This is a genomic window from Mediannikoviicoccus vaginalis (assembly GCF_928097925.1).
Taxonomy (GTDB): domain Bacteria; phylum Bacillota; class Clostridia; order Tissierellales; family Peptoniphilaceae; genus Mediannikoviicoccus; species Mediannikoviicoccus vaginalis.
Window position 1 is genome coordinate 777,984 of the sequence record NZ_CAKMRI010000001.1, and the last position, 14,455, is coordinate 792,438.

General features: G+C 34.6%; 14 protein-coding genes. 1 reads left to right on the forward strand and 13 read right to left on the reverse strand.

The features are described from left to right. Positions 1-5 precede the first annotated feature (5 nt). The 5 genes from rsmA to L6651_RS03865 form a co-directional block, all read right to left on the reverse strand. Positions 6-869, reverse strand: a complete 864-nt coding sequence (gene rsmA / locus L6651_RS03845) for a 16S rRNA (adenine(1518)-N(6)/adenine(1519)-N(6))-dimethyltransferase RsmA (RefSeq protein ID WP_237036696.1) — start codon at positions 867-869, stop codon at positions 6-8. Continuing rightward, entirely contained in the window at positions 859-1,395 is a 537-nt protein-coding gene (gene rnmV / locus L6651_RS03850) for a ribonuclease M5 (RefSeq protein WP_237036697.1), read from the reverse strand. Before rnmV ends, rsmA begins: the two co-directional genes overlap by 11 nt. Continuing rightward, positions 1,388-2,176, reverse strand: a complete 789-nt coding sequence (locus L6651_RS03855) for a TatD family hydrolase (RefSeq protein ID WP_255784618.1) — start codon at positions 2,174-2,176, stop codon at positions 1,388-1,390. The genes rnmV and L6651_RS03855 overlap by 8 nt, the downstream gene beginning before the upstream one ends. Continuing rightward, positions 2,176-4,113, reverse strand: coding sequence for a methionine--tRNA ligase (gene metG, locus L6651_RS03860; protein WP_237036698.1), 1,938 nt, complete (start codon positions 4,111-4,113; stop codon positions 2,176-2,178). Before metG ends, L6651_RS03855 begins: the two co-directional genes overlap by 1 nt. 260 nt (positions 4,114-4,373) lie before the next feature. Beyond that, the gene (locus tag L6651_RS03865) at positions 4,374-4,895 is read right to left on the reverse strand and encodes an ECF transporter S component (RefSeq protein WP_237036699.1); all 522 of its coding nucleotides are present in this window, start codon (positions 4,893-4,895) and stop codon (positions 4,374-4,376) included. Positions 4,896-5,017: 122 nt separating this feature from the next. Here L6651_RS03865 and pdxR point away from each other — a divergent pair, with 122 nt between their 5' ends. Next, entirely contained in the window at positions 5,018-6,421 is a 1,404-nt protein-coding gene (gene pdxR / locus L6651_RS03870) for a MocR-like pyridoxine biosynthesis transcription factor PdxR (protein WP_237036700.1), read from the forward strand. Positions 6,422-6,525: 104 nt separating this feature from the next. Here pdxR and arsB read toward each other — a convergent pair whose 3' ends face one another. From arsB to L6651_RS03910, 8 genes are all read right to left on the reverse strand, one after another. Continuing rightward, positions 6,526-7,593, reverse strand: coding sequence for an ACR3 family arsenite efflux transporter (gene arsB / locus L6651_RS03875; protein WP_465221310.1), 1,068 nt, complete (start codon positions 7,591-7,593; stop codon positions 6,526-6,528). Positions 7,594-7,615: 22 nt separating this feature from the next. Next, positions 7,616-9,367, reverse strand: a complete 1,752-nt coding sequence (arsA, locus tag L6651_RS03880; RefSeq protein WP_237036701.1) for an arsenical pump-driving ATPase — start codon at positions 9,365-9,367, stop codon at positions 7,616-7,618. Positions 9,368-9,385: 18 nt separating this feature from the next. After that, positions 9,386-9,751 (reverse strand): arsenite efflux transporter metallochaperone ArsD, encoded by a 366-nt coding sequence (arsD, locus tag L6651_RS03885; protein ID WP_237036702.1) that lies wholly within the window; start codon positions 9,749-9,751, stop codon positions 9,386-9,388. Positions 9,752-9,770: 19 nt separating this feature from the next. Beyond that, positions 9,771-10,085 (reverse strand): ArsR/SmtB family transcription factor, encoded by a 315-nt coding sequence (locus L6651_RS03890; protein ID WP_237036703.1) that lies wholly within the window; start codon positions 10,083-10,085, stop codon positions 9,771-9,773. A gap of 255 nt (positions 10,086-10,340) precedes the next feature. After that, entirely contained in the window at positions 10,341-11,564 is a 1,224-nt protein-coding gene (locus tag L6651_RS03895; RefSeq protein ID WP_237036510.1) for an IS110 family RNA-guided transposase, read from the reverse strand. 339 nt (positions 11,565-11,903) lie between these two features. Then, a complete protein-coding gene (locus tag L6651_RS03900) occupies positions 11,904-12,758 on the reverse strand; it encodes a MetQ/NlpA family ABC transporter substrate-binding protein (protein WP_237036704.1) in 855 nt (284 codons plus the stop codon). A gap of 11 nt (positions 12,759-12,769) precedes the next feature. Continuing rightward, entirely contained in the window at positions 12,770-13,426 is a 657-nt protein-coding gene (locus L6651_RS03905; protein ID WP_237036705.1) for a methionine ABC transporter permease, read from the reverse strand. Continuing rightward, positions 13,426-14,430, reverse strand: coding sequence for a methionine ABC transporter ATP-binding protein (locus L6651_RS03910; protein WP_237036706.1), 1,005 nt, complete (start codon positions 14,428-14,430; stop codon positions 13,426-13,428). The genes L6651_RS03905 and L6651_RS03910 overlap by 1 nt, the downstream gene beginning before the upstream one ends. Positions 14,431-14,455 lie beyond the last annotated feature (25 nt).

The window sequence follows — 14,455 nt, forward strand, 5'->3', positions numbered from 1 at the left end:
CATTTTTATTTAATCATTTCAGTGTATTTTTTTGTAATATTAATATAGTCTTCTAGCGAAAGATTTTCTGCTCGAAGGTTTCCTGACAGCTCTAAACTGGAAAGTATTTCTTTTAACTGAGCCTTCGATACATCTACAAAGCCCGTGCTCAATGAGTTCATAATATTTTTTCTTCTTTTGGTAAATCCAGATCGAATAAATTTAAATAGATAGCCTTCGTCCACATCAAAGTCCCTGTCCACAAGTTTCAAATAAAGTATGGCAGAGTCAACGTTTGGACTAGGCATAAACACAGTTCTTGGAACCTTCATAAGTATTTCGGATTCACAGTTGTATTTTAAATACAATGTCAATGAACCATAGTCCTTGTTATTTGGTGAAGCCACAACCCTTCTTGCCACCTCTTCTTGTACCATTACTGAAATGGTCGAGAAGTATTTTTTATTTTCAATAATCCTCTCAAGGATGGGAGTTGTAATATAGTATGGTAGATTTGCAACTACTTTTAGTTTTTGTCCCTTCGCTTCTTCCATAAAGATTTTTTCTAAGTCGGTCTTTAAAAAGTCTTCATTTATTATTTTTACATTGTCGTAGTTTTGAAGCGTGTAGTCTAACACTTCCATAAGTCTATGGTCCTTTTCTATGGAGATAACTTTTTTTGCATTTAGTGCAAGCTCCTCTGTTAAGGTTCCAAATCCTGGACCGATTTCAAGGACGATGTCATCCTTTGTTATTCCAGACTTCTCCACAATATTTTTTACAATATTCCCATCAATCAAAAAGTTTTGACCAAGACTCTTTGAGAAGCTAAAGTTGAATTTTTTTAAAATTTCAGCTAAGTATGAACTTTGATACAATCTATTTTCCATGATATTTTAAAATCTTCTCCTCCAATTGTTCTCTTTCAATATTGTAATTATTAAGTCTTTTTAAAAACTGCTTTCCATTTGCGTATCCTATGGAAAGTTCTTTGCCTAAAAATATTCTAAGGCCCTTTGATCCAGGTCCTACAATTCCATATTCAACTAAATCTTGAAAAGAAAACTCAACTCTTGGGCTTTCGTAAACCGCCTTTGCATTTTGTAGTGCCTCGATTATATCTTCTGGCTTTGCATTTTCTATTCCAATGTCGTCATTTTTTATTGAAAGGTCCCTTGGAAGGTATGCGTTTTTAACTCCAGGCACCGCCTTATTAATGGTCTTTCGTATTTTTTCTCCAGCATAGTCTGGGTCTGTCAATACAATAACTCCCTTTTCTTCATGGGCCTTTTTTATTCTCTTAAAAAGATCTTTAGGAAAGTGATGTCCGTCAGTTGTTATAATTTCACAGTCAACCGCTCTTTTAACAGCAGCCACGTCATCCTTTCCCTCAACCACGATTACTTCTTTAATCATCAAATACTACACCTTTTAGTGAAAATAGTTCCACTGTGTTCTCTCTAGAATGTTCTATTATTTTATCAATTTGTATTTCTTTTAAATTTGCTAACATATCTGCCACATACCTTACATTTGTTGGGTCGTTTCTCTTGCCCCTATTTGGAACCGGCGCAAGGTATGGAGAGTCGGTTTCGATTAAAAGCCTTTCAAGGGGAATCTGTTTTGCCATCTCCCTTACATTTACGGCGTTTTTAAAAGTCACAGGCCCTGCAATTGAAATATAAAATCCAAGCTTCATAAACTTTTCAGCCATTTCAATGGACCCTGTGTAGCAGTGCATAACTCCTCTAACACGGCCTTCAAATTCTTTTAAGATGTCGTAGGTGTCACCCATGGCATCTCTTGTATGAATAATCACAGGAAGATCTAGCTCGTGACTTAGCTCCAACTGTTTTCTAAAGACTTCCTTTTGAATGTCCCTAGGGCTGTTGTCATAGTAGTAATCCAGTCCAATTTCTCCTATGGCAACTACCCTTTCATCCTTTGAAAGCTCTCTTAGTTCATCTAAGTCCTCTTCTTTGAACCCTTCTGCATCATGGGGATGAATGCCAACTGCTGCAAATATATTGTCATATTTATTTGAAAGCTCTACAACTCTTCTACTTGTATCCATGTCGGAACTTGGATTAATTACATAGCTAATAGCATTTTCCTTTAGAGATTTTATAAGCTCGTCTCTGTCTTCGTCAAATCTCTCTTCGTCCAAGTGGGCATGGCTGTCAATCATCTGCTTCATTATGATATCACAGCTCCATCTTCTATATCTTGTAGTGTTGAAACTATTGTAAATTCGTCATCATTTGCCGCTGCAAGTATCATTCCCTTTGACTCAACACCTCTTAGTTTTACCGGCTTTAAGTTAGTGCAAACAACAACTTTTTTACCGATTAAGTCACTTGGTTCATACCACTTTTTAATTCCAGACACGATTTGTCTTTCTTCCTCGCCAATTTTTACTTTTAATACAAGTAATTTATCTGCATCAGGATGGTTCTTTGCGTCAATTATCTTTGCAACCTTTAACTCTACCTTGTCAAAGTCGTCAATGGTTATTTCAGGTTTCCCCTTTACAACTTCTTTTGCCATCTTTTCTTGTTTTCTCTTTTCAATAAGCTTTTGGTTTTCTTCAGTAAGTCTTATAACTTCTTTTTGTACATCAAGTCTTGGGAATAGATTTTCAGTCTTTCTAACTTTTGTTCCCGCCTTTGTTAGGCCAAACTCCCTTGCATCTTCCCAATTTATTTCATCTTGTCCAATTTGTTCTTTTATCTTTAGGGCAGTGTCTGTAATAAATGGATAGATTAGGATGTTTACTATTCTTAGTGAGTCCATTAAGTTATAAAGCACTGTTGAAAGTCTTTCCGTATCTTCATTTTTTCCAAGAACCCATGGTTCTGTTTCATCAATGTACTTGTTTGTTCTTCTAATTAGCTTCCATATATCTTCAAGGGCAGAACTAAATGCCATGTCGTCAATATGTTTTTCAACTTCGCCGATTGTATGTTTTGCCACATCAATAAGCTCTTCATCAATTTCTTCAGTTTTATTTGGGGCAGGTATCTCTCCACCAAAATACTTTTCAACCATGGTTACGGTTCTTGAAACAAGGTTTCCTAAGTCGTTTGTCAAGTCTGAATTTATTCTTTGTAAGAACTTTTCATTTGTATAGTTACCGTCGTTTCCAAACACAAACTCTCTAAGTATAAAGTACTTAAGGGCGTCTTTACCATATAGGTCGATTATTGGTTCTGGATAAACTATATTTCCCTTTGACTTAGACATCTTGTCTTCGTCAAATAAAATCCATCCATGGGCCATTATGGTCTTTGGTAATTCTAGGTCAAGTGCCATTAGAAGCGCTGGCCAAATGATAGCGTGAAATCTTACAATCTCTTTACCTACAAGATGAACGTTCGCAGGCCAATACTTATTGAATTTTTCTTCGTCCTGTCCATAGCCAATTCCTGTTAGGTAACATGAAAGTGCGTCAATCCACACATAGATAACATGTTTGTCGTCAAATGGAACTGGAACTCCCCAGTCAAAAGAAGTTCTTGTAACGGATAAATCTTCCAAGCCATCCTTCAAGAAATTATTTATCATCTCTTTTCTTCTTGAGTCCGGTTGTAAAAACTCAGGATGATCTTCATATAATTTTATAATTCTATCGGTGTATTTTGAAAGTCTAAAGAAATAAGTTTCTTCTTCGTGATATTCAACAGGTCTTCCACAGTCAGGACATTTTCCATCATCAAGTTGTGCCTCAGTCCAAAACGCCTCACATGGCACGCAGTAATTTCCCTTGTAAACGGATTTGTAAATCTCGCCTTTGTCATAAAGCTTTTGGAAAATTTCTTGAACATTTTTTTCATGTTCCTTGGAGCTTGATCTAACGAATGCATCGTAATCTATCCCAAGTTTCTCCCAAAGTTTTTTTGCAGACTCAACAATTGGGTCAATGTACTCAAGCGGAGTAACGCCAGACTCCTTTGCCTTTTCAAGTAGCTTTTGACCATGCTCGTCTGTGCCCGTTGTAAAGAATACATCATAGCCTTGCATCTTCTTAATCTTCTTTAAAGTATCTGCAATAATTGTAGTGTAAGTATGCCCAACATGAAGATTATCACTTGGATAATATATTGGGGTGGTTAAATAATATGGTTTTTTACTCATTTTCTCCTCCAAAAATAAACAATAAAAAAACTTCATCTGCATAGAGACGAAGTTATTCGTGGTACCACTCTAATTCAACTGTTTCCAGTCCTCATTTTTTAAAACTCCCAGGCCATTTCCCCTTCTATCTCCTCCGTCTTTCACCAAGCGACGGCTCTCTAATCTCGAATCAAAGGTTTCTTCTGTTCATCGTTTTATTCAATTGCTTTAATTTTACTATATGGTATTAGTTTTTTCAAGCAATTTGCAAAAAGGAAAGTTTATTTTTCTTTTTCTATTATTTTATCAATTCCTGCCATGGACAAACTCTTTGCCATTATTAAGAAAAGTATCATTCCAAAGGCACCTTGAATTAAATCAGTTGGGATTGAAGCAATACCTACAAAAATTGTCTTTGCAAAGAACATATTTGTTAAGTAGTATCCAAACACCATTATAAGTTCTGCTATTATAACTGCAATTATGGTTGACTTGTGAATTCCCTTTGCTTTCTTTTGCGCATAGCCTACAAAAAATCCCATACAGCCCTTTATGATTAAAGTAAAGATTGCATAGTGAGAGTAACCTCCAATGATGTCTGCCAGTGCAGAGCCTAATCCACCTGCAAGGATTCCAACATATGGTCCAAAGAAAAATGAACTTAAATGTATAAATGCATCTCCTAAATTTAAATAGCCTCCGGACCTTGGTGATGGAACTCTAATAAACATGGTCCCAATGGTTACAAGCGCTATCATTAGCGCTGTGTAAACTAATTTTTTTGTACTTTTTTTACTATTCATAACTACCACCCTTTTCGTTTATTTTTCTCTCTAAGTAAAATCTTACCAGCAACTTGTACCCTTTTATAGTAGCAGAATTGACTTTTCTCATGGGGTCAGTTATATTAACTCTTGGAGGGGCCATGAAATTATTTACAATACATTTTAACAACGACAGCTTTTTATATGAACAGCTCTATGAATACATAGTAGAAAAAATTTATGACAAGACGCTAAAGCCGGGAACTAAATTGCCGTCAAAGAAGAAACTTTCAAAGCATTTAAATATTTCTGAAAACACCGTTGACAAGGCATATGCACAGCTCTTGGTGGAAGGTTATATCTATTCTGTGGAGAGAAGTGGACACTTTGTGGAAAAATTACAACTTCCCATTAGACCAGTAAAAACTTTAAGCTCTCCACAGGAAAGAGTAACAAAAAAAGAATATCTCTACGACTTTTCATATGCGGGAGTGGACAGCGAGGTCTTTGATGTAAGTGGTTTTGAACAGGCCTTTAAAGAAGTTTCAAAAGACAAGACAGTCTTTACTGGGCGAAGCCTACCAGAAGGTTCATTAAATCTTAGAACTACCATTAGAGACTATCTTTTTTCTTCCAGAGGCTTTTCCTGCTCAGTTAACCAAATGATTATCTCTTCTGGAACGGATTATTTATATCAGCTGCTATTTAATTTAGTAAAAAAGTCTTCCGTATTTGGCCTAGAAAACCCAGGCTACCAAAGAATTGCAAAGTATATTGGCCAAACGGATTTCAAATATATTCCCATTTCATTGGATGAAGACGGAATTAATATAAATGAACTGATTAATAAAAAAATAGATCTTGTAACCATAACACCATCCCATCAATTCCCCAGTGGTATTATCTACCCAATGAAAAAACGACTAGAGTTATTAAAGTGGGCTGAGGAACATGACGGTTTTATTATTGAAGATGACTATGACTCTGAGTTTAGATATCGTGGTAAGCCAATCCCTGCACTAAAGTCGGTGGATACTAACCAGAGGGTTATCTATATGGGATCTTTTTCAAAGTCTTTTTCTCCAGGACTTAGAATATCCTATATGATACTTCCTGAAGAATTAAATAAAGAATACGAAAAGATAAAACATATTTATCCTTGCCCAGTTTCAAACTTCACCCAAGAAGCCTTTGCAAAGTGGATGGCCAAGGGAGAATTTTATAAGCATTTGAATAAAACTAGAACACACTACAAACAGAAGATGGAACTGATTATAAAATGTATCGAAAAAAGCGATATGAATCTAAAGGTGTATGGAATGGACTCGGGACTTCATATGATTTTGGAAATCTTAGAAGACGTAGACAGAGAAAAACTTAAAATGAATTTGAGTGACAATAAAATAAAAATAGATATGCTTGACGACTACTACTATAATAAAAATTTGAAAAACCCCACAATGCTACTGGGTTTTTCAGTTCTTCCCATGAATGAAATTGAAAATGCCATGGAGTTACTTTTAAAATCAATAAAAACTGCAAAAAAAGAGGTTGTGTCAGAATGATTAATTTTTCATAACTTAATTTCATCAAAAAAACGGCCAACGCATATGCGAGCCGTTTTTTATTGGTTCTATTTTACACCAATACCTTTTCTAATTTCTTAACTTTATTGAGCTCTTTTAAGGCTTGGGAAGGAGCTTTTTGTATTATTAACTATCCTTACTAAGAGTAGCATTACGGGAACTTCTGTAAGAACCCCTACAGTTGATGCAAGAACAACAGGAGAATCTACACCAAATAGTGCTATACCTACAGCCACTGAAAGTTCAAAAAAGTCAGATGCTGCTATTAAAGAAGCTGGCGCTGCTATCTCATGAGGTAGCTTGCTTACTTTACTTACAAAATATGTTAGAGAGAATGAAATCACATTTTGAAGTATTAGTGGAACTGCTATTAAAACTACATAAAGTGGGTGTTCTACTATCATATCTCCTTGGAAAGTAAATATAATAACAAGAGTAAGAAGAAGTCCTATGGTAGTTACTCCGTCAAACTTTTTTATAAAGTTATTTTCCAGGTAATCTTTTCCCTTATTTTTTATTATAAAGTACCTTGATAAGAACCCGCCCACTAAAGGGATAAGAACAAAAAGTACTAATGACATTATGAGAACGTCCATGGGTAGAGTTATTCCCTTTAAACCTAAGAGGAGCTGTACAAGTGGTGCAAATAGGAAGAGTATCAAGATGTCATTTATCGATATCTGTACAAGGGTTTGCGCTGGGTCTCCATTAGTAAGACTGCTCCACACAAATACCATGGCTGTACATGGGGCTGTACCTAAGAGTACTGCACCTATAACAAAATCATTGGCAAGATTAGCAGGTATTAACAGGCTAAATACATAATGGAAGAAAAGTGTAGCCAGACCAAACATTAAAAATGGTTTGATTGCCCAGCTTGCTATTGTAGAAATAATTATACCTTGGGGATGTTTTCCTACATTCTTTAGTGATTTAAAATCTATTCTAACCATCATAGGGTATATCATAAGCCACATTAAAACTGTCAAGATTATATTTTGACCTTTAAATTCCAATGACTGTAAGAAAGATTGGACAGATGGCATAAATTTAGCAATCAAAATACCTGCAGCCATACATAGTAAAACCCATATACTTAAATATCTTTCAAAAAAACTAATTTTATCCTTTGTTTCTTTCAACAATTTCACCTCTTTCTTTATCTGCCTATTCTTATAACAGATCTTTTAAATTATCTTCTTTTAAATCCTCTGGAATCCACTCAACAATGGCTGTGTTAGATTGAGATGTTTCATCTATTGTCTTGATCCACTCTTTTTCTTGCTCGGCTCTAGCTTTTAAAATCTCGTTTTGGCTGCCGCTTGCAAAGTAACTTGAGTTGATGATCCACCATTTATTAAAGATTCCTGCCCTATCTAGGTCTTCCTTAAGTCTTTTTGCTTCATAGTAAGGAGTTGCTTCTGCTAGGGCTATAATTACAACCTCTGTATAATCTTTGTCCTTAAGCCTTGGTAGTAGCTTCTTTGCTGATTCAGGTACATCTCCTTGGTTTCTTGAAATTTCCCTATTATAGCTTTCGGTTGATTCTAAAAGAAGGATAGTATGACCAGTTGGTGCTGTGTCTATTACTACTATTTCATCTTCTGACTTGTCTACTATTTCAGCAAAGGCACGAAATACTGCAATTTCTTGGGTACATGGACTTCTTAAATCTTCCTCGATATAGTCAATGTCTTCCTCACTTGCCCCTTCTTCTTTTGCTTTTCCTAGGACTTCCTCTCTATAAGATTCAAGCTCCTTATCTTCATCTATATAGGAAATACCCAAATTTTCTCTTTCAGTTATTATATATTTTAGATGGTCGGCTGGGTCTGTTGTTGCAAGATGAACCTTTTTCCCTTTATCATTAAGGCCTAGGGCAATAGCAGCTGCTATAGTTGTTTTTCCTACCCCACCCTTACCCATGGTAAGGATAACTTTTTTATCGTTGTTATATAGGTCGTCAACAACATCTTGTAGCCTAGATATCTTGCTAGTATCAATGGTAACTGAAGACTCCATTTTTTCTTCTATATCATCTGAGAAAAATTTTCTAAGATTTTCAATACTAGATGTATTGTATGGTTTAAGTGGAATATAATAAGTTTCAAGCTCTTTTAGGCCTTCTGGCATTGCTTCCACGTCTTTTTTTTGCATATTGTGTATAGCTGTTGAAAGATCATCATCATAGGAATCTAGCATACCATTTATTATGTGAACTTGGTTGTCTATACCAATTTCGTGGAGTTCATTTGATGTCCTTGCCGCTTCCTTTAGAGCTGTTTCTATAGGTCTAGAAACTAGTATAAGGCTAGTTAGGTCACTGTCCGCTAGGTTTTCAACAGCTTTTTTATAAATACCTCTTTCTTCATCTAGCCCTGATAGCTGGCCTAGGCAAGATGCTCCATACTTGTTGTTATCTAAAAAGTTTGTCCACGCTGAAGGTAATTCTAGCATTCTTAGTGTATGACCTGTTGGAGCAGTATCAAATATTATATGGTCATATTCTTCTGCAAGCTCTTCATCAGCTATAAAGCTTGTGAACTCCTTAAAAGCTGCCACTTCAGTTGTACATGTTCCTGAAAGCTGTTCTTCCATGGCTTTTATAACCTCATCCGGCAACTTGCCTCTTTGGGGCCCAACTACGCTTTCTTTATAGTCTTCTAGGGCTTTCTCTGGTTCAAAGTTAGCTAGTTTTAAATTCTTTACCTTATCTATATCTCTTACTTTATTGTCTAAGTCTGTATCAAAAATATCCTGTAAGTTTGAGGCAGGGTCTGTACTTACAAGTATAACTTTTTTACCTTGGTCTGCTAGGTTTATAGCAAGACTTGAAGCTATAGAAGTTTTACCTACGCCACCCTTGCCTGTAAAGAAAAGATACTTATTTAGCTTAATATTTTCTGGATTGAATCTTGTATACACATTGACCTCCTATCCTATCTATTTGTTTTCTTTATTCTTTTTCATTCTTCGAATTTCTAAACCAGACATTATATATTCTTTAGGTATATCTAAAAATTCAACAAATTCATCATTTGTAGGGTATTCTCTTGTTTTGACTACTTCATTGTCAACCATTGTTATAGGAAGTACATCTACCCCTTCTTCATTTAACAGTTTGCTTATTTTATCATTTTCAGCGTAAAGTTGTGGTTCGTCATTTAGGTTATGTCTTATTACTTCTATATTCTTTTTGCTTAATCTACTAATCGCTGTGGATACCCTTAATAAGTTCTTGTCTATTGATGGTCCACATAAACCTGTTGGGCAGCACATTGCTGGGTCATAAATTACCATTTGTTTCATTCTAACACTCCTTTAGCATTTACTTTTCCTTACATTTTTTACAAATACAGTCTTCTTTATCTTCAGTAATATAATCTAGGAAGTCTTTAACCTCTCCTATTCTCTCAAGGTTCAGAGTATATCTCATCCAAGCCCCATCCCTTCTTCCGTTGACAAGGCCTGAGTCCGTTAAGTTTTTCATGTGATAGCTTAGAGTTGATTGAGAAATACTCAAACCATCCAAAATATCACAGGCACAAATCTCGCCACATGAGAGCATATCAATTATTTTTAGCCTGGTTTCATCGGACAAAACCTTGAATATAGGCGCGAACTCTGCGTATGATCTTTTCATAATTCCCCCTTTCTTTATTTTATATATCGATATTCTTCAATGATATCGATAACTTTCGATTTCATTTTTATTATACACCCCATATCGATACTTGTCAATGTTTTCTTATTATTTATTTTCCAATAAAACCTGCTAACAAAAGTCAAGCATAACCTGAAATTAATTTCAGGTTATTTGATTATTTGAGTAATTAAATTATTGCATGGCAAACAAACCGAGTGTAATCAATCGGTTTGTTTAGTGTAATTTTAGATTTTATGCTACTTTTAATTCTTGTTTTTGAGCTTTTGATTCCATAACTCTTGCATAGTAGATTCTTAAGAATTTGTTTAATCCTGCAAATTTACATACTTTTTTGGCTTTTCCTTCTTTTTCTTTTTTTATCATGTACTTATATATTTCATTTTCTGGTTTTTTAGCACTCATCATACATTTCATTGCCTGGTAGCCTACTTTTCTTAGTATTGCATTTCCTCTTTTACTTATTTTCCTTTGATCTGCTTTAAAGTTTCCTGATTCATATGGTGGTGCGTCTATTCCTATAAAGGATATTAGGCTTTTTTTGTTTTTAAATTTTGATAGGTCGCCAAATTCTGCTACTATTTGTACTGCTAATTTTTCTGATATTCCTGAGAATTTTTTTGCTTCTTGATATTCTTCTAAGGGCTCGGATATTTCTATCATTTGTGATAAAATTCTATTTAGAATCTGATTTATTTGTTTTATCAGGTTTATTCCTTCTCTGATATTTGTTTCTATTTTTGAGTTATGGGAAGGTTGTGTTGAGATACTATCCTCTGCTAATTGGTAAATGGCTTTTGCTTTGTTTGCATTTGGATGGTATCTCTTTTCTTTTGCCCACCTTTTATATTCTTCTATAAATTCTTTTTCTGTTTTTTTTAATACTAGGTCTTTATGCCACCATTTTTCTAAAAAGTCTAAGAGTTTGTCTTTTGAAAAGTCTCCTGAATTATGTAGTATTAGTTTTTTTATGCCTGGAAATGTTTGATGTATTGTTTGATCTATGTAGTTCATTTGATCGATTCTTAGCTCCATGTAATGTTGGTAGTTTCTGTTTAATTCTTTTAAGACTCTGTAGTTTTCTTCATCTACTTTGTATTCTTCTAATTCTTTCCAATACATTAGTCCATATTCTGCTATTTGTTTTGCATCCATCTTGTCATTTTTTGCTTTTCTAAAGTTTAATGCTCGACAATATTGTTTCATTTTTAATGGATTTATTACTGTTACAAAGTATCCTCTATCTTTTAATTCATAAAGTATTGGTAGATGATATTTTCCTGTTGCTTCCATTGTTATTTTTACTTCTTCTTTTAATTTTTCTAGTTTCTCTATTAATTCTTCTACTTTTGTTTTTTTAAGAGAAACATCAAAGGGTTTCCAAATTATTTTGTTTCCTTGTTCTAATGCACAAACTGTTATTTTTTCTTTTGATATGTCTATTCCTACAGATATCATAATTTTCCTTCTTTCTTATTATTTTGTAGTTTCTACCTGCACCATTACACTCTTTTTAGCTTGTGACACGGACGTTTTGCCCAACCTGCTTAACCGAATATGAATAATGAAAAGGTAGTTGACAGTTTTATTGGCGGATGTTTCAACCCTAAAAACGCCTCGTCATACTACATCTTCATTATACAAAAATAGTGCAAGATAGGAATTACTTCCTTTCTTACACTATTTATGGTACTAAAAAATGTATCAACCCTTACCCTATATTAGGATTTAGGTTGATACACAATTTTTTTCTTCATCATCTTACTTATTTTTTAATTCATTGAGGAGAATGAATTTTTATTTTGTTTCAAATGCAGGTACTACTGCGCCTTTATATTTTTCATTTATAAAGTCAGCACATTCTTTTGAAGTTAATACCTTTACAAGTTTCTTAATCTTGTCAGAGTTTTCATCACCTTTTCTAACAACTATAATGTTTACGAAAGGTGAGTCGTTTCCTTCAATCGCAAGTGAATCTTTTACTGGGTTAAGGCCTACTTGTAATGCGTAGTTTGAGTTAATAACTCCAAGGTCAACGTCTTGATATGTGTTTGCAATGTTTGCAGCTTCTACGATTGTGAACTTTAAGTTCTTTGGATTTTCTACAATATCTTTTTCAGTTGCTTTAATGTCGTTGCTGTCTTTTAATTTAATAAGACCTTGTTTTTCTAAAAGTTGTAATGCTCTTGCTCCATTTGAAACGTCATCTGGAATGATTACTTCTGCTCCGTCTGGTATTTCATCTAAAGATTCATATTTAGTTGAATATATTCCCATTGGCTCTGTATGAATATCTCCAGCTGACACAAAGTCATATCCTAACTCATCTATTTGTTGTTGTAGATATTGTTTATGTTGGTAGAAGTTTGCGTCAATTGTCTTTTCTTCAAGGGCTGTATTTGGCATAACATAGTCATCAAATGGAACAACTTCCACTGTTATTCCTTCTTTTTCAAAGTCATCTTTTAATGCTTCAAGAATCTCTGCATGTGGTACAGCTGTTGCACCAACTTTTACTACTTCATGTTCTCCTGCAGCTGCTCCTGTATCTGCAGCCGCTCCTGTTGATGCTTTGTTTGCATCTCCATTTTTACATCCTGTGAAAGCAACTAGTGATAGCACTATTGCTCCTAATAAAATTTTCTTTTTCATATTTCTCTCCTTTATTTTTTGTCTATTTTTTTACTGATAAAACTACCTAAAAGCTGTACTATTTGAACAATAACTATAATTATAAAGACTGCTACTAAAAGTACATTGTACATTCTTCTTTGGTAACCATATCTATATGCAAGTTGTCCAAGGCCTCCTCCACCAAGGATTCCAACCATTGCTGAATAACCAACTATATTTATAATCGTCATCGTAATTCCAGAAACAATCAAAGGTAACGACTCTGGTATGATGACCTTTTTTACAATCTGTCCATTTGTTGATCCCATTGATTCCGCCGCTTCGATTAACCCCTTGTCTATGGAGATGAAGTAACCTTCCATTAGTCTTGCCACAAATGGTATTGTAGCTATTGATAGGGATAGTATTGAAGCCTGTGTTCCTGTAGATCTACCAAGTAATAGCCTTGCCAGTGGTATTACAAGAAGTATTAATATTACAAATGGAATGGATCTAAAAATATTTATAATTGCATCGAGCACTTTGTATAGCTTTGGCATCTCTTTAATTCCCCCAGGTCTACTTATCATAAGTAGTATTCCCAGTGGTAGTCCGATTGCAATGGATATAAGCGCCGTTGCAAAGACCATGTATAGTGTAGTGAAGGTTTCCGGTATAACTAATTCCAATATCTCTTTATAACTCATTACAACACCTCCACTTTCACATTGTTTTCTTCAAGGTAGTCAAGTACCTTTCCAACTTCTTCGTTGTCACCGAGAACTTCTATAATCATGTACCCCAAGGAGTCCCCAATAACTGAATTTATCTTTCCTTGAATCAAGTTTATTGGTATATCAAAACTCTTTATCAAGTTTGAAAGCACCGGCTTTTTAGAATTTTCTTCGTCATAGGACAATCTTAAAAGTCTGCCGTTAGTATCAAGTTTTTTCCATGCCAGTGACTCGTCTGGTTCAATCAAGTTTTCTATAAAGGATAATGTCCTCTTGTTCTTTGGATTTGCGAAAAGACCCTTTACAGTATTTTCTTCAATTATCTTTCCATTTTCCATTACTGCAATTCTGTCGCAAACATCCTTTGCCACTTCCATTTGATGTGTAATCATTATTATGGTTGTGTTCAATTCTTTAACAATCTTTCTAAATAGTTCAAGAATTTGTTTTGTGTTCGCCGGGTCCAAGGCCGATGTACCTTCATCGCTAAGTAGTACTTTTGGTTTTGTAGCTATTGCCCTCGCTATGGCAACTCTTTGTTTTTGTCCACCGGATATCTCTGAAGGATAGGAATTTTTCTTTTCTGTTAAATCCACAAACTCTAAAAGTTCGTTTACCCTATTTTCTATTTCAGACTTCGGTATGTTTGCTATCTCAAGGGGATAAGCTACATTTTCAAAAACCGTCTTTTGATTAAAGAGGTTAAAGGACTGAAATATCATCGATATATCTTTACGCTCTTGTAACAACTCTTTCTTTGTCATTGCGGTTATGTCTTTGTCATCTATAAAGATTGTCCCCGACGTTGGTTCTTCTAATCTGTTTAAGCATCTTACAAGAGTAGATTTTCCTGCGCCACTTAAACCAATAATTCCATAAATTTCTCCTCCCGATACTTTAAATGAAACATCATCTACTGCTCTAAACTTTTTATCTTCTAGAGCAAATTCTTTAATAAGATTTTTTACTTCTATCATTTAGTCCTCCTTAAAGGTCTAGGAA

What these genes read in the sequence shown, in the direction of transcription:
- metG (WP_237036698.1), bottom strand. Translation starts at nt 4,113, where the DNA reads ATGAGTAAAAAACCATATTATTTAACCACCCCAATATATTATCCAAGT.
- arsD (WP_237036702.1), bottom strand. Translation starts at nt 9,751, where the DNA reads ATGAAACAAATGGTAATTTATGACCCAGCAATGTGCTGCCCAACAGGT.
- rnmV (WP_237036697.1), bottom strand. Translation starts at nt 1,395, where the DNA reads ATGATTAAAGAAGTAATCGTGGTTGAGGGAAAGGATGACGTGGCTGCT.
- pdxR (WP_237036700.1), top strand. Translation starts at nt 5,018, where the DNA reads ATGAAATTATTTACAATACATTTTAACAACGACAGCTTTTTATATGAA.
- L6651_RS03910 (WP_237036706.1), bottom strand. Translation starts at nt 14,430, where the DNA reads ATGATAGAAGTAAAAAATCTTATTAAAGAATTTGCTCTAGAAGATAAA.
- L6651_RS03865 (WP_237036699.1), bottom strand. Translation starts at nt 4,895, where the DNA reads ATGAATAGTAAAAAAAGTACAAAAAAATTAGTTTACACAGCGCTAATG.
- L6651_RS03855 (WP_255784618.1), bottom strand. Translation starts at nt 2,176, where the DNA reads ATGAAGCAGATGATTGACAGCCATGCCCACTTGGACGAAGAGAGATTT.
- L6651_RS03905 (WP_237036705.1), bottom strand. Translation starts at nt 13,426, where the DNA reads ATGAGTTATAAAGAGATATTGGAATTAGTTATACCGGAAACCTTCACT.
- L6651_RS03900 (WP_237036704.1), bottom strand. Translation starts at nt 12,758, where the DNA reads ATGAAAAAGAAAATTTTATTAGGAGCAATAGTGCTATCACTAGTTGCT.
- L6651_RS03895 (WP_237036510.1), bottom strand. Translation starts at nt 11,564, where the DNA reads ATGATATCTGTAGGAATAGACATATCAAAAGAAAAAATAACAGTTTGT.
- rsmA (WP_237036696.1), bottom strand. Translation starts at nt 869, where the DNA reads ATGGAAAATAGATTGTATCAAAGTTCATACTTAGCTGAAATTTTAAAA.
- L6651_RS03890 (WP_237036703.1), bottom strand. Translation starts at nt 10,085, where the DNA reads ATGAAAAGATCATACGCAGAGTTCGCGCCTATATTCAAGGTTTTGTCC.